This window comes from Roseobacter sp., from assembly GCF_024639605.1.
Taxonomy (GTDB): domain Bacteria; phylum Pseudomonadota; class Alphaproteobacteria; order Rhodobacterales; family Rhodobacteraceae; genus Roseobacter.
The window spans coordinates 1-22,956 of sequence record NZ_JAHEHZ010000047.1 but is presented as its reverse complement, the minus strand read 5'-3'; the positions used below and the strand labels follow the sequence as shown (position 1 = coordinate 22,956).

Sequence of the window (22,956 nt, the reverse complement as noted above, 5' to 3'; positions counted from 1 at the left end):
CGGCGACGCGGCGCAGGCTGGCGATATCCACCGGCCCGCCATAGGCCATCAGCGCGTCATGGATCGCCTTATAGGCCTCATCACCCGCAACATCCTTGGTGGCCATAGCGAAACGTGACGCAAGCACGGATTCCTCGCCAAGTATCGGGAATTCCTTGACGATGAACCGGATATTGCCGTCGTTTCTGAGCAGTGTCTCCACTTCACTGACCGCGCGTTTGCAAAAGCCGCAGCGGTAATCCATGAACTCGACCACGGTGATGTCGCCGTCCGGATTACCGCCAACCCAGGAAAACCCGTCGTTAAAGAGCGCGTCCGCATTATCGGAAACAAGCGACAGATCAGCCTCTGCCTGGGCCGCGGCGCGCTGCTCTTCGAGGGCGTTGACCGCTTCCATAATCACCTGCGGATTCTCCAGCAGATACGCGCGCACCTGAGCACCGAATTCCGCGCGTTCCTCATCAGACATCGCGCCGATGTCAAAGGCGGCGACCGGTGCAGACAGGGTCACGGCCAGCAGGCCCGGCAGTATTATTTTCTTCAGCATCAAGTTCATCTCCGTTTGGCGGCGCGTTCTGCCGCAATCACTATATCCTGGGCCCGTTGCCAGGGGCCTGATCCGTTATCCAGCAATCCCGATGCCCGTCGGGCATGAATGCCGGCATCTTCCATACGGCCGCGCAGCGCATAACGCTCCGCCGTCACCAGCGATGCCATGCCGTTCTGACCTGATCGCGCATAGGCCACCGACAGGTCACGCAGCATCGAGCCATCGCGAAAATCAATTGTGCGCGCCCTCTCAAGCGTGCGCTTTGCCCCGGCGATGTCGTCCTGTACAAGCAGAGCGCGGCCATATCCAGACAAAATCAGGGCATCATTCGGCGCCAGGTCCACGGCGCGACGCCAGGCCGCAGCGGCTGCCGGAAAACTGCGGGTCTCAAAGAGGATCTGCGCGCGCTGATCATGCAGGAAAGGGTCGGTGGGCCGCAGCGCGATCGCCGCGTCGATGGCGCGCAACGCCTGTTTCGTGCGCGACTGCCGGTGCTCGGCTACGGCTTCGCGCAGCAGTCGCACGTCCTGATACGGGGTTTCGCTCAGCCGGCGCAGTGTCCACTTAGGTGCCCGCGTGTAAGCGCTGAGTTTTCCGCGCACGCGCGAGAACCAATAGGCCGCGGTCTGATCAGGCGCGCCGGTGTCGCCGTAGGCTGCGACATACCCCTCAACGGCGCGCAACCTGTCGCGCGACAGCGGATGGCTGCGCAGGTACGGATCCTGGCGCGTTTCCGCGAGAACTTCCTGACCGCGGAAGATTTCCAGCACATCCATCATCCCGGTCGGCGACACCCCCGCGGTCTTCATAAACCGGATGCCGGACTGATCCGCCGAGGCTTCCTCAGCGCGGGTATGGCGGAAAAAACGTCCCATCGCGGCACTTTGCGTGCCAAGTGCAAGGCCGCTGGCCGCAGCACCGTTACCGGTGGCCGCCGCGACTGCCGCCAGCGCCAGACCAATGCCCGAGGCCGTACGCGCGCTCGAGAGATTGCCCATCCGGCGCGTCAGATGTCCATTGGCGATATGGGCGGCCTCATGCGCGATCACCCCTTGCAGCATGGCCGCCGTTTCCATCCGGTTGATCAGCCCGTAGTGCAGGAAAATCGCATCATTGCTGATCACGAAAGCATTGAGCGAGCTGTCATTGACCACGAGGATTTTCACCCGGGACGGGCTCAGCCCCGCAGCCGACAGGATCGGTGCCGCCACTTGTTTCAGCCCGTATTCCAGATCCGAATCGCGCAGCAGCCCCTGCGCCAGCGCAGGAGCCGCCATAAACCACAGCGCGAGCAGCGGTATTGACGCGCGCCGGAATACACGTTGAAAGGTCATGGGCGCAGTAAGGAGTGAAAAACATGCGGGTTTCAAGGCGTTCATCGGTCGATCCCTTCATTGTGATGGATGTGATGGAGGCCGCGCGCCGTGCCGAGGCCGCCGGGCGTCACATTATCCACATGGAAGTGGGCCAACCGGGCACCGGGGCGCCGCGTGCAGCGACCGAAGCTCTGACACGGGCGATGGCCGACGGACCGCTTGGGTATACTGTTGCTTTGGGGCTGCCGGCACTGCGCGCGCGTATCGCCCGGCTTTACGGCGACTGGTACAATGTCGATCTGAACCCCGACCGTGTGGTAATCACGCCTGGATCCTCTGGCGGTTTCCTGCTGGCTTTTACTGCGCTTTTCGACACCGGAGACCGCGTCGGCATCGGTGCGCCCGGCTATCCCAGCTATCGTCAGATCCTCAGCGCGCTTGATCTTACGCCGGTTGATCTGCAGACGGCGCCGGAAAACCGCCTGCAACCCGTAGCCGCGGATATCGCCGGGCTGGATCTTGCCGGGCTGATGGTCGCCTCGCCCGCAAACCCCACCGGCACCATGCTGGACCGCGCCGCGATGCAGGCGCTGACCGAGGCTGCCGCGGCACAGAATGCCGCGTTCATATCGGATGAAATTTATCACGGTATCGAATACGAGGCCAAAGCTGTCTCGGCGCTGGAAATCACCGATGAAGCCTATGTTATAAATTCTTTCTCCAAGTACTTCAGTATGACAGGCTGGCGGGTCGGCTGGATGGTGGTGCCGGACGACCACGTACGCGTGATTGAGCGCATCGCCCAGAACATGTTCATCTGTGCTCCGCACGCCAGCCAGATCGCAGCCCTCGCCGCAATGGATGAAACCGCAGAGCTTGACGCCAATTTGCGCGTCTACCGCGAGAACCGCGCGCTGATGCTCGCCGGGTTGCCGGCGGCCGGCTTTACCCGTATCGCACCGCCAGACGGCGCCTTTTATGTCTATGCCGACGTCACGGATCTGACCGGTGACAGCCGCGCCTTTGCGGCAGAAATACTAGAAAAAGCAGGCGTGGCGGTAACGCCGGGTCTCGATTTCGATCCCGTACGCGGGCACGGAACGCTGCGGTTTTCTTACGCGCGCTCTACCGAAGATATCGCCGAGGGCCTTGAGCGGCTGAAAATCTTTATGCAAGGCCGCTGATTGGGGGATTCCCCGTCAGCGCGGCTTGCGGTAAGCTGACGCAAAAAGCAGGCAGATGAGCAGATGATCCGACAGCTTGTGGCAGCCGCCCTTGTGGTATGCGTGACGGTATTTCCGGCCGGCGCGGAGCAGAGCACGGGCTATGCAGGCATTGATGTGCAGCAAAGCGGCAGTGCGCCGGGTTGGTTTGGCCGCACAGGTTTTCAGGTGTCGCTGAGCCGTGGCGTGCCGTACCGCGTCTTTACGCTGGATAATCCCGCGCGTCTGGTGATCGATTTCCGAGAAACCGACTGGACAGGTGTGCGCGCCGGGGACCTGCAAAAAGGCAGCGATCTGTTGCAGGAGATCAGGTTCGGCGTCTATCAACCGGGCTGGTCGCGCCTGGTTGCGTCCCTGGCCGAGCCGGCTTTGCCGCGCGACATCGGGATGGCAATTGATCCCGGCACCGGGCGCGCCATGCTGCAGATGACATTCCATCCGACGACTGCGGAAGAATTTGCCGCAGCAGCAGGCGTGCCCGATACCGCGCTCTGGCCGCGCGAGGATGTAGCATCCTCCGTGGCGCCAAAGTCAGATGACCGTTTCGTTGTCGCGGTTGATCCGGGCCACGGCGGCATCGATCCGGGGGCCGAACGCGACGGTGTGACGGAAAAAGAACTGATGCTGGAATTTGCGTTTGAGCTGCGCGAGGTCCTGGATGCTGCGGGCGTCCGGGTGGCGCTCACACGCGACCGCGACGTCTTTGTCTCGCTCAATGCCCGCGTGGCGCGTGCGCACCAGGCCCGCGCGGATGTCTTTTTGTCGCTGCACGCCGACGCACTTGAGCAGGGTGGCGCTCACGGGGCGACAGTTTATGTTCTGTCCGAGGAGGCGAGCGACAAGGCGTCCGGCCAGCTTGCAGCGCGCCACAACCGGGCAGATATTATCGCGGGCGCGGATCTGACGGGGTCTGACGATCAGGTGGCCGGTATCCTGCTGGATCTGGCGCGCCAGGAGACCGAGCCGCGCACCGATGCGCTGGCCGCGCTGCTGATCCGCGGCATGACCCGTGCGGGTGGTCCGATGAACAGCCGGCCGCTGCGCCGTGCGGGATTTTCTGTGCTGAAGTCCGCCGACATCCCGTCGGTCCTGATTGAGGTCGGGTTTCTGTCCAGCGCGCGGGATCTGGAAAACCTGCGTCGCCCTGAATGGCGCGCACAGATGGTCGGCGCCCTTGCAGAAAGTCTGCTGGAGTGGCGTGCGCAGGATCTCGCCCGCCGGGCTCTTTTGCGCCAGTAACAATTGTGCGCGCGCCGGCGCATCGCTTTGACCATTGCGCGGGCAAGGCTTATATGTTGACGCACGGCTGCAGCGCACAATAAAGGCGACCCCCCTTGTTCCGGTTTATTCTGTCATTTCTTGGCGGCATCTTCACCACGATCACCATGGCCATCGGCATGGTGGCGCTTACGGTGGGTGCTATTTTCTGGGTCTATGGCCGTGACCTGCCAAGCCACGAGTCGCTGGCGCAGTATTCCCCTCCGACGATCAGCCGGATTTACTCCGGCCAGGGTCAGATCATCGATGAATTCGCGACCGAGCGGCGGCTTTTTGCCCCGGCTGAGACAATCCCGGATCTGGTGAAACAGGCATTTATATCAGCCGAGGACAAAAACTTTTACGAGCATGACGGGTATGACCTGCGCGGTATCGGTGCGGCCGTCATTGATGCTGTGCGTTCGCGTGGTCAGGACGTGCGCGGGGCTTCGACGATAACCCAGCAGGTGATGAAAAATTTCCTGCTGTCGGGCGACCGGCGCGCGGAACGCAAAATCAAAGAGATCATCCTGGCCGCACGCCTCGAAGAAACGCTGAGCAAAGAGAAGATTCTTGAGTTGTATCTCAACGAGATTTTCCTTGGTCAGAATTCCTATGGTGTTGCCGCAGCCGCACAGACCTATTTCAACAGACCCCTGATTGATCTTGAGCCGCATGAGGCGGCTTTCCTCGCCTCTCTGCCCAAAGCGCCGAGTGATTATCACCCCGTGCGCCAGAAAGACCGTCTGCTGGCCCGGCGGAATTTCGTTCTCAGAGAGATGATGGAGAACGGATACATTACCACCGCCGCCTATGAGCAGGAACGCAACGCCCCGCTGCGCTCCGTGCAGAATGGCGACTTTGAAAGCTTCAAGGAGATTCTGCCGCCCCGGGACTACTTCACCGACGAGATACGCCGGCAGCTCAGCGAGGATTTCGGCGAGGGCGAGTTTTTCACAGGCGGTCTGACGGTGCGCGCCACAATCGATCAGGAAATGCAGCCGATTGCCGCGGAATCGCTGCGCCGCGAGCTTGAAGTCTACGACCGCACGCAGGGTATTTACCGCGAAGCCCGTGTGAAAATTGCCCCCGAAGAGCTTGGCTCCGAAGACGCCTGGCGCGCGGCACTGAGTGAGGCAAAAATCGCCCGGGACATTGAGCTGGATGGCCCCTGGTATCCGGCGGTTGTCCTGTCGCTTGGCGGCGGTGACGCAAGGATCGGCATCGAAAATGTCGAAGAAGACGCGGAGGGTCATTTTATCGCTGCACGCGATGTGACCTGGGCGCGGAAACGGAGCCGTGACGGCAAGACCGGACCGAAAGCAGATGCTGCCAGTGATCTGCTCGACGTGGGCGATGTGGTTCATGTGCGCGCAATCACCTCTGATGAGGACGGCAGTTTCGTGCGCTGGTCGCTGCGCCAGGTGCCGGAAGTGCAGGGCGGTTTTGTGGCAATGGATGTGAACACCGGCCGCGTGATCGCGATGCAGGGCGGATTTTCATATCAGTCTAGCGTGTTCAACCGTGCCACCCAGGCGCGCCGGCAGCCCGGATCGAGCTTCAAGCCCTTTGTCTATGCCTCGGCACTCGACAGCGGGTACACGCCCGCAACAATCGTTGTGGACGCGCCCATCGAAATCGATACGCCCCAGGGCCTGTGGCGCCCGCGCAATGCCTCCAATGAGTTCTACGGGCCGACGCCGCTGCGCACAGGCATCGAACGGTCGCGGAACCTGATGACCATCCGTCTGGCCCAGGAAGTCGGTATGGACGTGGTCGCGCGCTATGCCGAACGATTTGGCGTTTATGACAATATGGGTACATTTCTGGCCAATGCACTGGGGTCCGAAGAGACCACTCTGTACCGGATGGTTGCCGCCTATGCGATGTTTGCAAACGGGGGTGAGCGGGTGCAGCCAACCCTCGTGGACCGCGTTCAGGACCGCTATGGCAAAACCATCTACCGGCATGATGACCGCTATTGCGGAGACTGTGCGGATACCGGTCTGCGTCCCGGCGTGGCACCGAAAATCGTCTCAAACCGCGAACGTGTGATGGACCCGATCACCGCCTATCAGCTGACCTCGATGATGCGCGGTGTGGTGGAGCGTGGCACGGCATCGCGCACCGTGAACCTGCCTGTGCCGACCGCCGGGAAAACCGGCACGACAAACGACGCCAAAGATGTATGGTTCGTGGGTTTCACCAGCAATATCGTGGCCGGATGCTATATCGGATATGACCAGCCGCGCGGGCTTGGGCGCGGCGCGTCAGGCGGCGGCATGTGCGGCCCGGTGTTTCAGCGTTTCATGCAGGAGGCGACCAAAAAATATGGCGGTGGCCCGTTTGAAATTCCGCCGGGCGGCCGGTTCATCAAGATCGACCGGTTCACCGGTGCCCGTCTGAGTGATGATGCCTCCGGTGAAGCAGTCGTGGCGGAGTATTTCCGCTCTGGCGAAGAGCCAATCTTTGGTCTGATGTATGACGGTGGCTTTGCCATGGGGGCTGATCTGCCGCTCTTTGAAGAGGTCGGGCAGAGCCAGCAGGGACGGCAGGTAACCACATCTACCGGCGACACGGTGACCGTGGGCCCCAACGCGGGCTTTGGCACCATCAGTTCCGGCGGGCTCTACTGACATCTGCCCGCCCCGGCGCTTGCTGCTGCGCAGGCGCTGGTCTATCACATCCTGACCATATCCAGCCGAGGCTCACCCATGCGCGCAGACGCACAGAATACTGTCGAACAGATCAAGAAATCCCTGAACCTGCTGGCGCAGCGGATGGATATTGAAACGGCACCGCACCGGCTTGAGGAATTTAACGCCCGCGTCGAGGATCCCAATCTCTGGGACGATCCGGATGCCGCGCAGAAACTGATGCGTGACCGGCAGATGCTTGTGGACGCGATGGAGACCTATGAGACCATCCGGCAGGATCTTGCAGATAACAGCGAGCTCATTGAACTTGGTGAGATGGAAGAAGACGAAGAGGTGATCTCGGACGCCGAAGCCGCACTGAAATCGCTGGCCCGCAAAGCCGCGCAGAAAGAGCTCGAAGCTCTTCTGAACGGCGAAGCGGACAGCAATGATACCTTCCTCGAGGTCAACGCCGGCGCGGGCGGTACTGAAAGCTGCGACTGGGCCTCGATGCTGGCGCGGATGTACGTCCGCTGGGCCGAGAAAAAGGGCTATAAGGTCGAGTTGCAGGCGATGAGTGACGGCGAAGAGGCCGGCATCAAATCCGCGACCTATAAGATCAGTGGTACGAATGCCTATGGCTGGCTGAAATCGGAAAGCGGCGTGCATCGTCTGGTGCGTATCTCACCCTTTGACAGCGCCGCTAAACGGCACACGTCGTTCAGCTCGGTCTGGGTTTATCCGGTTGTGGATGACAACATCGAGATTGAGGTGAACCCGTCGGACATCCGCATCGACACCTACCGGTCGTCAGGTGCGGGCGGCCAGCACGTGAACACCACCGATTCGGCGGTGCGGATCACCCACGCGCCCACCGGCATCGTGGTGACCAGTTCAGAGAAATCACAGCACCAGAACCGCGACATAGCGATGAAAGCGCTGAAATCGCGCCTCTATCAGCTCGAACTCGACCGGCGCAACGCCGCGATAAATGAGGCGCATGAAAACAAGGGTGATGCAGGCTGGGGCAACCAGATACGGTCATACGTTCTGCAGCCCTATCAGATGGTCAAAGACCTGCGCACCAACTTTGAGACCTCCGATACCAAGGGTGTTCTGGACGGGGATCTCGATGGCTTCATGGCCGCGACCCTGGCGCTCGATGTGTCGGGCAAGTCGCGGGCCGAGGCCCAGGGCGACTGACCATGACGGGGGGAAATCCCCTGTCGACGTGCGGGGCAGCTCTTTCGGAAATTATCGCGCACGAAGGCACCCTTCCGGCCGAACGCGGGGCAGGCCGGTGATCTGTGGCCGGGACGCGCTTGATCTCAGCGCCGCCATTGCGCGCCGCGACATCAGCGCCGAGGAGGTGATGCGCGCAACGCTTGCGCGTGTGGCTGAGGTGAACGGTGCGGTGAACGCGATCGTCTCATTGCGGGACGAAGACGCTCTGCTGGCCGACGCACGCGCGGCCGACGCAGAAAAACCCAAAGGCTGGCTGCACGGTATCCCCCTCGCAATCAAAGACCTCGTTAACGTCGCGGGTCTGCCCACGTCGAAAGGATCACCGCTTTTTGCCGGGGAAATCGCGCAATCGGATGATCTGATCGTAGCGCGTATGCGCGCTGCCGGCGCCATCATCGTCGGCAAAACCAATACGCCCGAATTCGGCCTCGGCAGCCATACATTCAATCCTGTGCACGGCACGACCCGCAATCCCTATGATCTGACGAAATCGGCCGGAGGGTCTTCAGGCGGAGCGGCGGCTGCTCTGGCTACGGGAATGGTTTGTCTGGCCGACGGCTCGGACATGATGGGCTCACTGCGCAACCCGGCGGCCTGGAATAATGTGTATGGAATGCGGCCCACATGGGGTCTGGTGCCGGATGAGCCGGGGGGTCAGGCTTTCACCGACGATTTGTCCACCGACGGACCGATGGCGCGCAGCCCCGCCGATCTGGCCGCGCTGCTGGACACACTCGCAGGGCCGGACCCGCGCGTGCCCTTTGGCCGGACACACACAGCGGCCCTGCCGCAGATCGACGGGCTGACAGGCACGCCACGGCTCGGATGGCTGGGCGACTGGGGCGGGGCACTTGCCTGTGAGGCGGGGATATCTGCTTTCTGCACTGCTGCGCTGGAGGATATGTCCGGGCTCGGGTGGGCGATTGAGGAGATTGCGCCCCCGTTCAGCTCTGATGCACTCTGGCACAGCTGGGAGCTGCTGCGCGCGCATTCGCATGCCATGCGGCGGCGCGCGGATTTCGATGATCCGGCGCGGCGCGCGCATCTGAAGGACGCAATGCTCCGGGAAATCGCCAGGGGCCGGGCGCTGTCGGCTGAGGCGGTCTGGGACGCGCATATGATCCGCTCTGACTGGTATCGCTGCGCCATGACGCTTTTCGATAGGTTTGACGCCCTCGTGCTGCCCTCAGCACAGCTCTGGCCCTTCGATGCGGATCTGGAATACCCCGGCGAGATCGCCGGAGTGACAATGGACACCTATCACCGCTGGATGCAGGTGGTGGTACCGGCCTCGCTGATCGGTTTGCCGGCTCTGGCCGTGCCCTGCGGATTTGGCCCGGCAGGGTTGCCGATGGGCGTCCAGCTGATCGGGCGTCCTGGCAGCGACACGCATCTGCTGCAGATCGCGCAGCGGTGGCATCAGGCAACCGAATGGCCTCAAAAACGCCCCGCTATGGTATGATTGCATAAGGGCAAGGGAGGGATTCGTCATGACAGCACTGACACAGGAACAACACCAGCGCATGGGAGCGCCCGGGATGCGTCCGGCCACGTTTTCTGACCTCCGCACAGCGTTGCGCCGGGGGCTGCGCGATTTTGTAAAGCATCCGTTTTACGGGATCATCTTCGGCACCTTTTATGCGCTCGCCGGCTGGGCAATGTGGGCGGTGACAGTGATGACGGGCCATACCTTCTGGCTGGTGCTGGCGGCAATCGGTTTTCCGCTGCTCGGGCCCTTCGCGGCGGTGGGGCTTTACGAGATTTCGCGTCGCCTCGATGCCGGCCTGCCGATCACGCCCGGTGTGGTATTTGGCGTCATCTGGCAGCAAAGGCTGCGCCAGCTGCCATCGCTCTGCACCATGATGGTGGTAATATTCCTTTTCTGGTTTTTTCTCGGGCATATGATTTTCGCGCTCTTCATGGGCCTGAGTACCATGACGAATGTCTCATCCTCTCTTGATGTTTTTCTGACGCTGAACGGGCTGAGCATGCTGGCCTTCGGCACGCTTGTCGGCGCGGTTTTCGCCGTTCTGATCTTTGCTGTGGCTGTGATAGGCCTGCCGCTTCTGCTCGACCGTGAAGTGGATTTCATCACCGCCATGATTACCAGTTTCGGCGCGGTGCGGGCGGCCCCTCTGGTCATGCTCACCTGGGCTGCGGTGATTGCGGTTCTGACCTTTGCCGCACTGTTGCCCGGGTTTCTGGGGTTGCTGGTCGTGTTGCCGGTGCTGGGACACGCATCATGGCACCTTTATCGTCAGCTCTCTGAGGATTGAGGGGCAGGGGTCTCACGCCCCATCGCCACCAGACGGGCGCGCAGCGCACAGGTCGCGCTGTGGCCCAGTTCAAGCCCGTAGATATAGGCCTGCGTGAGATAAAAACCGGCGGCATCCTCATCTGCCGCCTCGTCTGCTGCTTGCGTGTACAGCGTCACAAGCGCTGCCTGATCGCCGGCCTCATGCGCGGCCAGAAGCCGCGCATCCAGCGTGCTCATTCAGCGGCCCGGGCAGCAGCGCGGCGCTCTGCAACGCGTTCTGCAACCCAGTCGTGAAAAAGATGCGTCGGACCGTCCATTGCGGGCGAAAAGCGTCCTCCGTCGAAGCCCGGCGCACTGCGGCCCCGCTGCATCCCCTCGACCGCCATGATATCCTCTTCAAATACCCCGGCCCAGAGCCTTGCGTTTTTCGCGCGCATGGCCGGAGATACTTCGGGCTGCGCATAGTAGAGATGTGCAGTCTCGATGGTGCGGTCCACGCCGCGCGGATCAAGGATGATCGCGAACATATGATCGCGCTGCACACCAACCATTACATTGGGCAGAAAGGTGACGTATTCTCCGGCCGTTTGCCATTTCTCTGAAAGGCCGGGAAAATCAGGGAAAACCTCGCCATCCTCGCCTTTAAGCTGGCGGTAGACATGAGTGCCCTGGCCCGAAAATCCGCCCGGCAGTTCAATGTGATAATGATCTTCAAGCCGCGAGTATGAATTCAGACCGGGGTGCACCCAGGGCAGGTGATAGCTCTCACAATAATTCTCGACGATCAGCTTCCAGTTTGTTTTCAGATCAAACCGGATGATGCTGTCAGCACCGCCATGATACATCGGTACGTCGAACTCTTTCCAGCGCTCCAGCAGCGGGCTGAAAGCTTCCTCAAAGGGCGCCGCGGTACCCGAAATATTCACAAAAACGAGGTCGTTCCAGATATGGCTGCGGACTTTGATCAGGCCAAGAGTTTCTTTATCGATCGCTTCATGGCGGTTCTGACCGGGCCCGCCCACGTGCGGGGTGCTGACCAGACGGCCTTCGGTGCTGTAACACCAGCTGTGATAGGGGCAGCGGATCGCCCCCTCTATTTTACGCGGTTCAGTGACAAGTATCATGCCCCGGTGCCGGCAGATGTTCTGAAATACGTTCAGGCCGCCGGAGCGGTCGCGCACCATCAGCAGCGGTATTCCGAGAAAATCAAGCGGCAGCGCGTCTCCGGCCTCCGGCACATCCGCTCCGGTGCCAAGCCCTGCCCATCCTTCAATGAGCAGTGCGTGTTTTTCTTCATCATAGATCTGCGGATCGGTGTAGTGCGCATTGGGCAGGCCATTGGCCTGTTCGATCGGGCGACGCACTGTGCTGAGATCTGTCAGGTTGTCGGTCACGGCGGAACACTCCTATGATGATCACAAAAGCCTACACAAAACCGCACGCTGTGAAGAGATCAAAGCGACCTGAGTTTTCCTGTGGCGACACCTGGGTCAGCGCGCGTCAGCGGAAAATATCGTTGGGCTGCAAAAGCCGCTGATGGAAGGGCAACAGCTCTTCGAGCGAGCAGAAACCACCCTCGCGCGCGGCCTGCATGATCCGGGATCGGTTTTGCCCCAGATGTTCATAAACCAGACGCGCCATACGCGGAGCAGAAGAGGTCTCACGCACAGTGCGCGCGACATAGCCGACCCAGTAATTGTTTTCAAAAGAGTTGACCCGCGACAGATAGTTGAAGGACGCGGTCATCCCGTGACGCCGCATCACCGTCGCTGCCACCCCGTCTTCGAGACGCATAACGAGGCCCCGGTATTCGCGGGCGCTGGGATCAGCGGGAATGCCCTGCATGGCAAGTGCTATGCGCGGCTCATAACCGCGAAGATAGGTTTTACCGTCATCACGCCTGACCTGAACCAGGCCGCGCACAAATTCGTTTTGCTTTACAAAACTGCGGCGCGAAAAGAGGTAAAACCCGGACGGAAACATATCCTCCGGCACGGTCTGCACGGAATCGACCATGAAATCTTTCATATACGTGCCCGAAATCCGACCCGCGTCCATTCCGATTTCGGCGACCGGTTCCAGCAGGACGCGGGCATCCACAGAAAAGAAGTCACAGATCCGCGACAGTACATCCGGGCGTGGAAAGCTCTCGCCGCTCAGGTACCGGTTAAACTGCGTCCGGTTGATTCCCAGGTCGCGCGACAAAGCCGAGATCGACGGGTAATCGCGGGCCAGAAAACGCAGGTTTTCACCAAACATATTGCGCAGCTGCGCCGGTGTGGGTGTCAGGGAAGGCATTGCGTTCGCTCACTTTTTGATGGCGCTCCCTGTGTTTCGGTATGCGAAACAGGCACGCTTAGATTAATCAAATATTAACGGTATGACGCGGAATGGCATCAGTATGAGTTCGCAATTGTGTCAACAGTAGTCCAGGAAGACACAAAATCCAAGCGTGCGCAGGTAATTTTCTGGGGGGAATACGGTTAACAGTTTGCTACCTTAAGTAGGTAACTAAAGGATTGGAATGTCAGCAATGCTTGGGGTAGTACTTTGGAGCGATCCAACAGACCGCAAAGCGGTCATCTGGTGCGAAGATCAGGGGGATCTGGCATTTCTGAACGCGCCGGACGATGTCCTGTCAAAGGGCGATTTTTTTGATGCCGGCGATTTGGTTCAGTTCGATATGGAGGAAGTGTCGTCTCTGAGACGTGTTCAGAACCCGCGGTTGCTGCTGGGGCAGGCGGGCGCGGACCTGCCTGAAGCCCTCAGGCGGCGCAGCAGGTCTTTCCCGGCGCGTCCCCAGGCGCCGGCCGAAGTCGTTTCATTGTCGAGATATGAGGCCCCCGCCATCGAACCGCGCCGCAGGGTGTCGCAGGGCTGATCAGGCCGGCATCGCCCGCGTCAGCTGCCCCTTGACAGTGCAGCCACACCGGTACGTGCAACATCTGAGAGGCCGAGAGGGCGCATCAGTTCGGCAAATGCATCAATTTTGTCAGGCGCGCCGGTAATCTCGAAGATGAAGCTTTCCAGCGTGCTGTCCACGACATTTGCCCGGAAAATATCCGCAAGGCGCAACGCTTCAACGCGTTTGTCGCCGGTACCTGACACTTTGAACATCGCAAGCTCGCGCTCAACCGAGGCGCCCTCGACGGTCAGATCATGCACATCATGCACGGTCACGATCCGGCCAAGCTGTGCCTTGATCTGCTCAATCACCTGCGGCGTGCCCGAGGTGACGATGGTAATCCGGCTCAGATGACCGGTGTGATCGACCTCGGCGACAGTCAGGCTGTCGATGTTATATCCGCGTCCCGAGAAAAGTCCGATAACACGCGCCAGAACACCCGGTTCGTTTTCTACAAGCACCGCCAGGGTGTGGCGTTCGACGACATCCGAAAATGTGGGACGCAGGTTATAGGCGGAATGGCTGGTGGCGCCTTTTTTAATTTTCAGTGCGGACATTTTGATGGCCTTTCAGTTTCTTGCAGGCCGCCCCGTGTTTCAGGGGCGCGCCGGTATTATTGGTCCTGCGGGATCAGACCATCACCGCGCCGTCGGCTTTGATCACGCCTTTGGTGCTTGCTTCACCCAGAAGCATCTCGTTATGCGCCTTCCCGGACGGGATCATCGGGAAGCAGTTCTCGTGCTTTTCCACCAGACAGTCGAAAATCACCGGCCCGTCGTGGTTGATCATCTCCATGATCGCATCGTCGAGATCATCCGGATCCGAGCAGAGAATGCCCTTAGCGCCAAAGGCTTCGGCCAGTTTCACGAAATCGGGCAGGGCCTCTGACCAGCTCTGGGAATAGCGCTCACCATGCAGCAACTCCTGCCACTGGCGCACCATGCCCAGACGCTCATTGTTCAGGATAAACTGTTTGACTGGCAGGTTGTACTGCACCGCCGTCCCCATCTCCTGCATGTTCATCAGCCATGACGCTTCTCCCGCCACATTGATCACCAGCGCATCGCGATGGGCCATCTGCACACCGATCGATGCAGGAAAACCGTAACCCATGGTGCCAAGCCCGCCGGAGGTCATCCAGCGGTTCGGGTCTTCAAACCCGAGATACTGCGCGGCCCACATCTGGTGCTGACCCACTTCGGTACAGATATACCGGTCGTGATCCTTGGTAAGCGCCTCAAGCCGTGCCAGCGCGTACTGTGGTTTGATTGTCTTGCCGGCCTGGGTGAATTTAAGGCAGTCAACCGCCTTCCATTCCTCAATCTGCTTCCACCATTTGGCCAGCGCCTCCGAATTGGTTTTGCGACCGCGGGATTTCCAGACCTTCAGAATATCTTCCAGAACATGGGCCACATCGCCGACTATCGGAATATCCGCCTTGATCACCTTGTTGATGGACGACGGATCAATATCGATATGCGCTTTCACGGATTTCGGGCTGAAGGCATCGACGCGCCCGGTGATCCGGTCATCAAAACGTGCCCCGATGTTGATCATCAGATCGCAGTCATGCATCGCCATATTGGCCTGATAAAGCCCATGCATACCCAGCATGCCCAGCCATTTGTCACCCGAAGCAGGATAAGACCCGAGTCCCATCAGGGTCGAGGTTACCGGAAATCCTGTCGCTTCGATCAGTTCGCGCAGCAACTGGCTTGCTGCCGGGCCCGAATTGATCACTCCACCGCCGGTGTAAAATACTGGGCGTCTGGCTTTTTCGATTGCGGCGACAAGCTCGGTGATCTCTTCCATATCCCCCTTCAGCACCGGCTGATAATGCGAGGTGGAGGGTTTCGGCGCGTGATAGCTGCCAGTGGCAAACTGAACGTCCTTGGGGATATCCACGAGGACAGGCCCGGGACGACCGCTGGTTGCCACATGAAAGGCCTCATGCAGCACGCCGGGCAGCGCGTCAGTTTCTTTAACCAGCCAGTTGTGTTTGGTGCAGGGACGCGTGATGCCCACCGTATCGGCTTCCTGAAAAGCGTCAGAGCCGATCATGAAGGTCGGCACCTGGCCGGTCAGAACCACGATGGGGATCGAATCCATCAGCGCATCGGTCAGGCCGGTCACCGCATTTGTGGCGCCGGGCCCCGAGGTCACGATCACGACACCAGGACGGCCCGTGGCACGTGCATATCCTTCGGCTGCATGCACCGCACCCTGTTCGTGGCGCACCAGAATGTGCCGGATCGCGTTTTGCTGAAAGACCTCGTCGTAAATCGGCAGCACGGCGCCACCGGGATAGCCAAAGACGGTGTCCACGCCCTGATCAATCAGCGCCTGAACAATCATTTTCGCACCGGACATTTGCCGTGTCATATCTCTCAACTCCGTACCGGCCTGCCATCAGGCCTGATTTCGTTTGCGCATAAAAAAGCCCCCGGTTGTGGCGGGGGCGCATGGATCAGACTATGGTCTCACCGTTACCGGCCCATGCGCGTGTCTCCTACAATGACGACCAGGTCGGTCATAGCTCTGTGGCTCCTTCATGCCCGCGCGACATTATGGGGGTCGGGCAGGGGCGTCAACACCCATTCGGGCAAAAATTATGTCCGCTGGGCATTAAATTTCGACATTATCTTTCGTTTTGGGGTTTCACTACGACATTAACGTGAATAATCCGGCCTGTTTGCTGCTCCTGTGCGGGGATCGGATTTCATGTTATAGGCGCCAGCGCGCTCAGCGGGAATGGTCTGCTGCGGTACGGCAGCCAGCCGCCGTGCCCGCCGTTCACAACTGAATGAAGGCAGAACACCCAGGCCAGGCCTGCAAAAACAGGTGCGCGGTGCAGACCAGTTTCAGGCGCGCGCGCCAGGCGCTCGCCCGGCCCGCACACAGATCAGAGGCTGACGCCTGTCCCCTGAAGCACGCCGTGCTCCAGCGCATAACGGGTCAGCCCCGCTGTGCTCGAAATGCCAAGTTTACGTTTGATGTTTTTGCGGTGCGTCTCAACAGTGCGCACCGAGATATCCAGCGCCTTGGCGACCTCCTTGTTTGATCTGCCCTGTGCCAGCTGCAAAAGGATTGTCTGCTCGCGCCCGGTCAGGGCTTCACGGCCATCGCGTTTGTCCGGGGCAAGTGAGCCGCGCGCACCGGTGCACAGGTACTGCTGTCCGGCCATGACCGCATCGATGGCCTGTTTAATTTCATCAGTCGGCACATCTTTGAGGATATAGCCCATCGCTCCGTGACTGAGTGCCGAAGAGATATATTCCGCGCTGTCATGCATCGACAGCACCAGAATGCGGGTGCCGGGGCGGCGTTCCAGCACGATCTCAGTTGCGGTAAGCCCGCTCATATCCGGCATGTTCAGATCCATCAGGATCACATCCGGATCGAAGGCATCAAGGCCGTCAATGGCATCGCGCGCCGATTTGCAGCTGCCCGCAATCACCAGATCATCATAGCTCTCGAGGATCGACTGAATGCCCTCCGCCACCATCGGATGGTCATCGACGATCAGAACACGGACAGGGGGGCTGATGCTCATACCGGTGCTTTCTCAGGCTGGCGGGTGTCGGTTTCGGGCGGCAGCAGATGCGTCAGTGGCACGCTTGCCTCGATTACCGTACCATGGCCGTTGCGGCCGGTACTGACGAGGAAAAAACCGTCGAGCTGTTCAATACGCTCCTGCATATTGCGCAGGCCCATGCCACCGGTTGCATTGCCGTCATCGTTGGTCATGCCGCGCCCGTTGTCGGAAATGCGCAGAGTGGCGCCCCGTTTATGACCCCGCAGATCGACATTGACGCGCGTCGCCTGTGCGTGCCGCTCGATATTGGTCAGCGCTTCCTGGGCAATGCGGTAAAGGGCAATCTTGGCTTCCGGATCAAGACGGTTACGAAAGACCACCGTTTCGAAAACCGTGTCGATGCCTGTCCGGGCGCTGAATTCTTCGGTCAGGGTTCTGATCGCCGGACCAAGGCCAAGATCGTCCAGGACGCCGGGGCGCAGATCGCGGCTGATGCGGCGCACCTCGGATATTGCTTCGCCAAGGGACGAAATGCCCCGTGCAAGCGGTTCCGCAGCGCTGGCCTGGTCTTTGTCGATGCGCCGGCGTGCCGTGTCGAGCGCGTAGCGCACGCCCACGAGGATCTGGCTTATCCCGTCATGAAGCTCGCGCGCCACCCGGCCGCGTTCTTCTTCCTGCGCATCAAGCACCCTCTGGGTGAGCTTTTTCAGTTTGACATCGGCCAGACGCCGCTCGCGGATATTGAGCCCCATCCCGGTGAAAAACACCAGCAGCAGCGCCGCCAGTGCAATCACACTTATATAGACAAACGTCTGCTGCACCCGGTCCTCGACATCCGCCCTGGCAGAGGCGACCGAGGCCAGCACATCATCTATATAGACGCCCGTTCCCACCGCCCATCGCCAGCTGGGAAAGCTGGTGACGTAACTGATCATGCGCGCCTCTTCACCGGTCGATGGTTTGGGCCAGAGATAACTGTGATATCCGGCACCGGAACGCGCAAGCCGGATGATCTCATCGGTGATCGGTGTGCCTTCGCTGTCGGTCTGGCCCGACCAGTTGCGATTGATCCGGTCGGTCTGGCGCGGGCTGACCAGCACGTTGCCGTCATAGTCATAGACGAAAAAGAACCCGTCTTCGCCGTAGATCATGGCGGAGAGGATCTGTGCTACCTGGTCGCGGGCCTGCTGATCATCGGGGGCCGCATTGCCGTAAATAAAGTAAAATCCGTTCCGTGCCTGGGTCACGTAATTGCGCAGCTCGGCCTTTTTGGCCTCGATGAGCTGAACTTCCAGCGCCCGGATCTCGCGTTCGGCCAGTGCGCGCGACTGATGTGCCACCAAAAATGCGATTGCCGCCACCGCGGCGATCAGCGGCACCGTCGCCACAAGCGACAGTTTCTGCGCGTAGCTGGGACGCGGGAGAGAAGGCAGACGCATCATAGTTATCTGGTACGTCGATTCCGGACAGAATCAAAGCGCCGAGCGGCGCGACGCCCGACCGACCAGACCCTGGTCCGGCCGAAAACCGAAAGAAAACCTGATCAGAAACGGATATGCAGGCCTTAATACGTACTACCAGGTATTTCCAATCGCAGCAGTTTTACTAATGTGCTCACACACCAAACCCGCGGGCACCTCTGCGCGCGGGACACTGATATGGGAGGAGTATCAACATGGATCGTCGTTCATTTCTGAAGACATCTGCACTTGGCGGTTCCGCCGCCGCAGCCACAACGCTTGCAGCACCTGCATACGCACAGGGCAACCGCACCCTGACAATGGTCACATCCTGGCCCCGCGGCTTTGCCGTTCTGGATGACGCAGCCACATATTTCGAGGAAATGGTCGGCGCGATGTCCGACGGTGCCCTCACCATCGAGAAAAAAGCACCCGGCGAACTGGTTGGCGCTTTTGAGGTCTTTGACGCGGTGTCCTCGGGTCAGGCCGATCTCTATCACTCCGCTGACTATTACTTCATTGGTCAGCACCCGGGCTATGCCTATTTCACATCCGTGCCTTTCGGTGGCACGGCACAGGAATTCACCAACTGGTATCACCACGGTGGCGGCCATGAGCTGCACAACGAGCTGGGCGATATCTTCAACCTCAAATCCTTCATCGCCGGCAACTCGGGCTCGCAGTCCGGCGGCTGGTTCCGCAATGAAATCAACTCCGCGGAAGACTTCAACGGCCTGAAATTCCGGATGCCTGGTCTCGGCGGTAAGGTGCTGGGCGAACTTGGTGCATCCGTGCAGAACATCCCCGGCGGCGAACTTTACCAGGCGCTGAGCTCCGGTGCTCTGGATGGTCTGGAGTGGGTTGGTCCGTTCGCGGATGAGCGCGCTGGCTTCCAGGAGGTCGCCAAAGTCTATTACACCGCCGGTTTCCATGAGCCGGGCTCTGCTCTGGCGGCAGGTGTGAACCTTGATGTCTTTAACGAACTGAGCCCTGCGCATCAGGCAATCATCACCAATGCAGCGATGGCGACCACCCACACGCAGCTGGCCGAAACACTGGCCAACAACGGCGCCGCGCTTGCGCGTCTGCAGGCTCAGGGTGTCAAAACGCTGCAGTTCCCGGATGATGTCTGGGATGCCTTTGGTGCCGCGTCCAAGAAAGTCATGGATGAGAACATGAGCGATGAGCTTTTCGCCAAAATCCGTGCTTCTTTCGAGGAATCGCTTGCGCAAAGCTCTGACTGGCTGCTGAAATCCGACGGTTTCTATGTGGAACAGCGGAACCGCGTTCTGGCTAACGGCTGATCCGGCGTTAAGATAAAACGAAGGGCGGCGGACCCGCCCTTCGTTCAGAACTTGTGTCCCGCCAGGCCAGGACGGAAGATGCTCTGAGCCGGCACGCCGGCACCAGGGGAGGGGAAAACATGGAAAACGAAGCAGCCGCCGGCGGCAGTGCGGTCATCGATGGTGTAATCTGGTTTATCTCGAACATCGGGATGGCCTTTTACAACTTCTTCTACGCGCTGACGCACCCGGCCCTGTGGCTCGACTGGTCAGACAAGCAGGCCATTATGCGGTTTGTCTATTACGGCGGGTCGGTTGAGTTTTTCTTTGTCGTCTTCACCGCTTTCCTTGTGATGTTCGGCATCGGCATCTGGCGCGGCAACATCATGTGGGGCTATGTCCGCGTGCTCGAAGGGTTCGCCAATACCGTCGGCCGCTTCTTCGCCTGGGCCGGTCTGCTGATGGTTATCCAGCAGATCATCATCGTTTTCATGCAGCGGATTTTCACCCGGCCGGACATCTCGTTTGGCTTCGGCATCCCGCTGCAGTTCGACATCAGCTGGTTTGCCGAAGAACTCAAACTTTATAACGCGCTCGTGGTGTGCCTTTGCATGGCCTACACCTTTGTACAGGGCGGACATGTGCGTGTGGACCTGGTATATTCGGCGGTGAAATTCCGCACCAAAAAGGTCATCGACATGTTCGGGGCGCTCTTTTTTATGATGCCGGTGGCGGTGCTGATCTGGCTGTACGGCTGGTTCTTCCTGTGGCGCCATCTGATCGTGCCCAACCCCTCCGCCTCCGACACGCTGGACCGGTTGCTGAACAAATCACGCGCACTGCGCTGGAACGTGGAGACCATCGGCTTCAGTCCGAACGGTTTCAACGGCTATTTCCTCTTCAAAATCCTGCTCTGCGCCTTCACCGCGATGGTGTTTTTGCAGGCGATGGCGATGTTCTTCCGGTCATTTCAGGAATGGCGTGAGGGCGAGGAAAGCGAAAACAAATATCTCGACCGCGACACGCTGGGCGAGGGTGAAGAAGCGTACGAGGGTGCGCACTGAACAATTAAGCGCGCAAAACGCGTGATGAGACCCGCCGGTTGCGGTGTTGAGGGGACGTAAGACATGTTTTTCGGACTGGACGGCGTAGAAGTCGGGCTGATCATTGTAGCAATCTGCCTCTTTGGCGGCATTCTGTCCGGCTTTCCGGTCGCTTTTGCGATCGCGGGGGCAGGGGTCATCTCCTTCGGGATCATCGCGGCGATGGACAGCGCCGGCCTGCTGATCCATCAGGCCATTGATACCAGCAGCCAGGTCTACCGTGATCTGGTAAATTCCGGCGTCAAAGCCGATTCCATTTCGATATTCAGGTATCCCGATCTGCCGAGGATCGCGGAGCCCGTATTCTCCTCGGGGTGGGAAGTGGCACTGGACCGCAACGTTTCGTTTGTGGTCAACCGCATGAACGAACGTGTGCTGGCCGGTCAGTCCATCGAAACGCTGCTGGCGGTTCTGATGTTTGTTCTGATGGGCATTACGCTCGAGCGCTCCAAGATCGCCAATGATCTGCTGACCACCATGGCGCGTGTTTTCGGCCCGTTGCCCGGCGGTCTTGCGGTATCAATCGTGGTCGTGGGTGCATTTCTGGCGGCCTCTACCGGTATCGTCGGCGCGACGGTCGTAACCATGGGTCTGCTGGCGCTGCCCACCATGCTGCGCAACGGATATTCACCGGAGCTTTCCACCGGGGTAATCGCTGCCTCGGGTACCCTGGGGCAGATCATTCCGCCCTCGATTGTAATCGTTCTGCTCGGCACGCTGGCGGGTGATCTTTATTCCGCAGCGCAGGAGAAACGTGCCGTTGCAGAAGGTTGCACCGATGCGCTGACCTATCTGGGTGAGCCTGCGGTGTTGTCGGTCGGTACACTCTTTCAGGCAGCTCTGCTGCCAGGCATCCTGCTGGCACTGCTTTATGCGCTTTACGCCTTTGGCTATGCGCTGCTGAACCCTGAGAAGGCGCCCGCGGTACCGATGGGCAGCACAAACGCAGAGCCGGTGACACGCAGTGAGGCCTTTACCTGGTTTCTTGGCGCGCCGGTTCTGATCATCGTTGGCACCGTGCTGCTGGGCAATCTGGGAATTATCGGCGATCAGAGCACGGCAGTGTCGCGTTATTCCGACATCGGCGAGAGCGCGTCGCTGCGCACAAACGTCGGCGACGACTGCAAAGCGTCAATGATTGAGCTGCACGGGCAAGAGGCGTGGGACGCGGCAGTGGCACAGCAGACAGCCATCGAAGATGCCGGCGGGGTGCAGACCTCCGAGCGTCTGACCGAGGAAGAACTCGCAACCCTCCAGCAAGACACCATCGCAAATGCAGCACCCATCGGCACCGGAATCGCGGTGCTGCTGGTGCTGACGACACTGTTTCTGACAACAGCACGGGGCGTTTCGCCCACCGCCCCGGCGCAGCCACTGATCATCGGGGCCGCGGGGGCCGCACTGGTTGTACTTGCCGATATCCTCTTTGTCCGGCCCGACACCTCCCCCGGTGTTACCGTGGTGATGATGATCCTGCCGTTCGCCCTGCTGATGTACGGGGTGGTGCATGCCACGAAAATCTGTGCGCAAAATGAACTCATTCGCGTGGTCTTCCCGCCGCTCATTCTGATCGTGGCGGTGCTGGGATCGATCCTTGGCGGGATAACCAACCCGACACCCGCCGCGGCTCTGGGGGCAGGCGGCGCGATCATGCTGGCGGCTTATCGCAAACTCACAGACCTGGACCGCACACCAAAGGTCATTATCTGGTCCACGCTGGCGATTATCGTCTGCATCCTGGTGGGCATCAATTTCGATCTGCGCATTAATACCGAAGAGGTGGGTTTCGAGAACTGGTTTGCGTTCTTTGTTGCCTATGGCGCCTATCTTTATGCGCTCTTTGGTCTGCTCTTTTCGTGCTGGATCCTTTATACTTCCGGCGTACTGAGCCCGGTTGTGCGCGAGACCGCGAAAGTGACCAGCATGGTCTTTACCATCCTGATCGGGTCTCAGTTGCTGAACCTCGTGGTGATTTCGTTCGGCGGTGAGCACTATATCCAGCAGTTCCTGAAGTCCTTCGACAACGAATTCCAGGTCTTCCTGATCGTGATGCTGGTACTCTTTGTGCTGGGCTTCGTGCTCGACTTTCTGGAAATCATCTACATCGTGATCCCCATTGTCGGACCAGTGATCTATGGCGGCACATTTGATCCCAAATGGGTGACGATAATGATCGCAGTGAACCT

19 protein-coding genes are annotated in these 22,956 nt (G+C 59.8%); 10 read left to right on the top strand and 9 right to left on the bottom strand.

Annotated features, from left to right (window positions below):
* Window positions 1-547, bottom strand: a 547-nt coding sequence (locus tag Q0M35_RS08345) for a thioredoxin domain-containing protein (protein WP_295314077.1), incomplete at its 3' end; no start/stop codon positions are given.
* 5 nt (window positions 548-552) lie between these two features.
* On the bottom strand, window positions 553-1,884 hold the full coding sequence (locus tag Q0M35_RS08340; RefSeq protein ID WP_295314076.1) for a M48 family metalloprotease: 1,332 nt from the start codon (window positions 1,882-1,884) through the stop codon (window positions 553-555).
* A gap of 23 nt (window positions 1,885-1,907) precedes the next feature.
* Here Q0M35_RS08340 and Q0M35_RS08335 point away from each other — a divergent pair, with 23 nt between their 5' ends.
* The 6 genes from Q0M35_RS08335 (at window position 1,908) to Q0M35_RS08310 (ending at window position 10,503) form a co-directional block, all read left to right on the top strand.
* Entirely contained in the window at window positions 1,908-3,050 is a 1,143-nt protein-coding gene (locus Q0M35_RS08335) for an aminotransferase class I/II-fold pyridoxal phosphate-dependent enzyme (RefSeq protein WP_295314074.1), read from the top strand.
* 63 nt (window positions 3,051-3,113) lie between these two features.
* A complete protein-coding gene (locus tag Q0M35_RS08330; RefSeq protein WP_295314072.1) occupies window positions 3,114-4,328 on the top strand; it encodes an N-acetylmuramoyl-L-alanine amidase in 1,215 nt (404 codons plus the stop codon).
* 95 nt (window positions 4,329-4,423) lie between these two features.
* Window positions 4,424-6,982 carry a PBP1A family penicillin-binding protein gene (locus tag Q0M35_RS08325; RefSeq protein ID WP_295314070.1) on the top strand — a complete coding sequence of 853 codons (2,559 nt, stop codon included), beginning with the start codon at window positions 4,424-4,426 and terminating at the stop codon, window positions 6,980-6,982.
* A 78-nt stretch (window positions 6,983-7,060) separates the two neighbouring features.
* Entirely contained in the window at window positions 7,061-8,185 is a 1,125-nt protein-coding gene (gene prfB / locus Q0M35_RS08320) for a peptide chain release factor 2 (RefSeq protein WP_295314068.1), read from the top strand.
* A 97-nt stretch (window positions 8,186-8,282) separates the two neighbouring features.
* A complete protein-coding gene (locus Q0M35_RS08315) occupies window positions 8,283-9,689 on the top strand; it encodes an amidase (protein WP_295314066.1) in 1,407 nt (468 codons plus the stop codon).
* Between the two features lie 28 nt (window positions 9,690-9,717).
* Window positions 9,718-10,503 (top strand): DUF2189 domain-containing protein, encoded by a 786-nt coding sequence (locus Q0M35_RS08310; protein WP_295314064.1) that lies wholly within the window; start codon window positions 9,718-9,720, stop codon window positions 10,501-10,503.
* Here Q0M35_RS08310 and Q0M35_RS08305 read toward each other — a convergent pair.
* The 3 genes from Q0M35_RS08305 to Q0M35_RS08295 form a co-directional block, all read right to left on the bottom strand.
* The gene (locus tag Q0M35_RS08305; RefSeq protein WP_295314062.1) at window positions 10,485-10,721 is read right to left on the bottom strand and encodes a hypothetical protein; all 237 of its coding nucleotides are present in this window, start codon (window positions 10,719-10,721) and stop codon (window positions 10,485-10,487) included. The two genes, Q0M35_RS08310 and Q0M35_RS08305, sit on opposite strands and share 19 nt — an antisense overlap.
* Window positions 10,718-11,878: an SRPBCC family protein gene (locus Q0M35_RS08300; RefSeq protein ID WP_295314060.1), complete on the bottom strand. Its 1,161-nt coding sequence runs from the start codon at window positions 11,876-11,878 to the stop codon at window positions 10,718-10,720. The genes Q0M35_RS08305 and Q0M35_RS08300 overlap by 4 nt, the downstream gene beginning before the upstream one ends.
* 106 nt (window positions 11,879-11,984) lie before the next feature.
* Window positions 11,985-12,782 carry a helix-turn-helix transcriptional regulator gene (locus tag Q0M35_RS08295; RefSeq protein ID WP_295314058.1) on the bottom strand — a complete coding sequence of 266 codons (798 nt, stop codon included), beginning with the start codon at window positions 12,780-12,782 and terminating at the stop codon, window positions 11,985-11,987.
* A gap of 226 nt (window positions 12,783-13,008) precedes the next feature.
* Between Q0M35_RS08295 and Q0M35_RS08290 the strand changes: the two genes are divergently transcribed.
* Entirely contained in the window at window positions 13,009-13,365 is a 357-nt protein-coding gene (locus tag Q0M35_RS08290; RefSeq protein WP_295314057.1) for a hypothetical protein, read from the top strand.
* A 20-nt stretch (window positions 13,366-13,385) separates the two neighbouring features.
* On the opposite strand, the gene ilvN is transcribed toward Q0M35_RS08290, so the two are convergent.
* From ilvN to Q0M35_RS08270, 4 genes are all read right to left on the bottom strand, one after another.
* Window positions 13,386-13,946, bottom strand: coding sequence for an acetolactate synthase small subunit (gene ilvN / locus Q0M35_RS08285; RefSeq protein ID WP_295314055.1), 561 nt, complete (start codon window positions 13,944-13,946; stop codon window positions 13,386-13,388).
* A gap of 73 nt (window positions 13,947-14,019) precedes the next feature.
* Window positions 14,020-15,771 (bottom strand): acetolactate synthase 3 large subunit, encoded by a 1,752-nt coding sequence (locus Q0M35_RS08280; RefSeq protein ID WP_295314053.1) that lies wholly within the window; start codon window positions 15,769-15,771, stop codon window positions 14,020-14,022.
* Between the two features lie 520 nt (window positions 15,772-16,291).
* The gene (locus Q0M35_RS08275; RefSeq protein WP_295314051.1) at window positions 16,292-16,942 is read right to left on the bottom strand and encodes a response regulator transcription factor; all 651 of its coding nucleotides are present in this window, start codon (window positions 16,940-16,942) and stop codon (window positions 16,292-16,294) included.
* Window positions 16,939-18,363 (bottom strand): cache domain-containing protein, encoded by a 1,425-nt coding sequence (locus Q0M35_RS08270; RefSeq protein WP_295314048.1) that lies wholly within the window; start codon window positions 18,361-18,363, stop codon window positions 16,939-16,941. Before Q0M35_RS08270 ends, Q0M35_RS08275 begins: the two co-directional genes overlap by 4 nt.
* A 236-nt stretch (window positions 18,364-18,599) precedes the next feature.
* Between Q0M35_RS08270 and Q0M35_RS08265 the strand changes: the two genes are divergently transcribed.
* The 3 genes from Q0M35_RS08265 to Q0M35_RS08255 form a co-directional block, all read left to right on the top strand.
* Window positions 18,600-19,688: a TRAP transporter substrate-binding protein gene (locus tag Q0M35_RS08265; protein WP_295314046.1), complete on the top strand. Its 1,089-nt coding sequence runs from the start codon at window positions 18,600-18,602 to the stop codon at window positions 19,686-19,688.
* A 119-nt stretch (window positions 19,689-19,807) separates the two neighbouring features.
* On the top strand, window positions 19,808-20,731 hold the full coding sequence (locus tag Q0M35_RS08260; protein ID WP_295314044.1) for a TRAP transporter small permease subunit: 924 nt from the start codon (window positions 19,808-19,810) through the stop codon (window positions 20,729-20,731).
* A 63-nt stretch (window positions 20,732-20,794) separates the two neighbouring features.
* A partial coding sequence (locus tag Q0M35_RS08255) for a TRAP transporter large permease subunit (protein WP_295314042.1) occupies window positions 20,795-22,956 on the top strand: 2,162 nt, incomplete at its 3' end.

Excerpts from the sequence above, each read along its gene's own strand:
- Q0M35_RS08275 (WP_295314051.1), bottom strand. The coding sequence starts at position 16,942 with ATGAGCATCAGCCCCCCTGTCCGTGTTCTGATCGTCGATGACCATCCG.
- Q0M35_RS08295 (WP_295314058.1), bottom strand. The coding sequence starts at position 12,782 with ATGCCTTCCCTGACACCCACACCGGCGCAGCTGCGCAATATGTTTGGT.
- Q0M35_RS08290 (WP_295314057.1), top strand. The coding sequence starts at position 13,009 with ATGTCAGCAATGCTTGGGGTAGTACTTTGGAGCGATCCAACAGACCGC.
- Q0M35_RS08335 (WP_295314074.1), top strand. The coding sequence starts at position 1,908 with ATGCGGGTTTCAAGGCGTTCATCGGTCGATCCCTTCATTGTGATGGAT.
- Q0M35_RS08330 (WP_295314072.1), top strand. The coding sequence starts at position 3,114 with ATGATCCGACAGCTTGTGGCAGCCGCCCTTGTGGTATGCGTGACGGTA.
- prfB (WP_295314068.1), top strand. The coding sequence starts at position 7,061 with ATGCGCGCAGACGCACAGAATACTGTCGAACAGATCAAGAAATCCCTG.
- Q0M35_RS08270 (WP_295314048.1), bottom strand. The coding sequence starts at position 18,363 with ATGCGTCTGCCTTCTCTCCCGCGTCCCAGCTACGCGCAGAAACTGTCG.
- Q0M35_RS08265 (WP_295314046.1), top strand. The coding sequence starts at position 18,600 with ATGGATCGTCGTTCATTTCTGAAGACATCTGCACTTGGCGGTTCCGCC.
- Q0M35_RS08280 (WP_295314053.1), bottom strand. The coding sequence starts at position 15,771 with ATGACACGGCAAATGTCCGGTGCGAAAATGATTGTTCAGGCGCTGATT.
- Q0M35_RS08305 (WP_295314062.1), bottom strand. The coding sequence starts at position 10,721 with ATGAGCACGCTGGATGCGCGGCTTCTGGCCGCGCATGAGGCCGGCGAT.
- ilvN (WP_295314055.1), bottom strand. The coding sequence starts at position 13,946 with ATGTCCGCACTGAAAATTAAAAAAGGCGCCACCAGCCATTCCGCCTAT.
- Q0M35_RS08340 (WP_295314076.1), bottom strand. The coding sequence starts at position 1,884 with ATGACCTTTCAACGTGTATTCCGGCGCGCGTCAATACCGCTGCTCGCG.
- Q0M35_RS08260 (WP_295314044.1), top strand. The coding sequence starts at position 19,808 with ATGGAAAACGAAGCAGCCGCCGGCGGCAGTGCGGTCATCGATGGTGTA.
- Q0M35_RS08310 (WP_295314064.1), top strand. The coding sequence starts at position 9,718 with ATGACAGCACTGACACAGGAACAACACCAGCGCATGGGAGCGCCCGGG.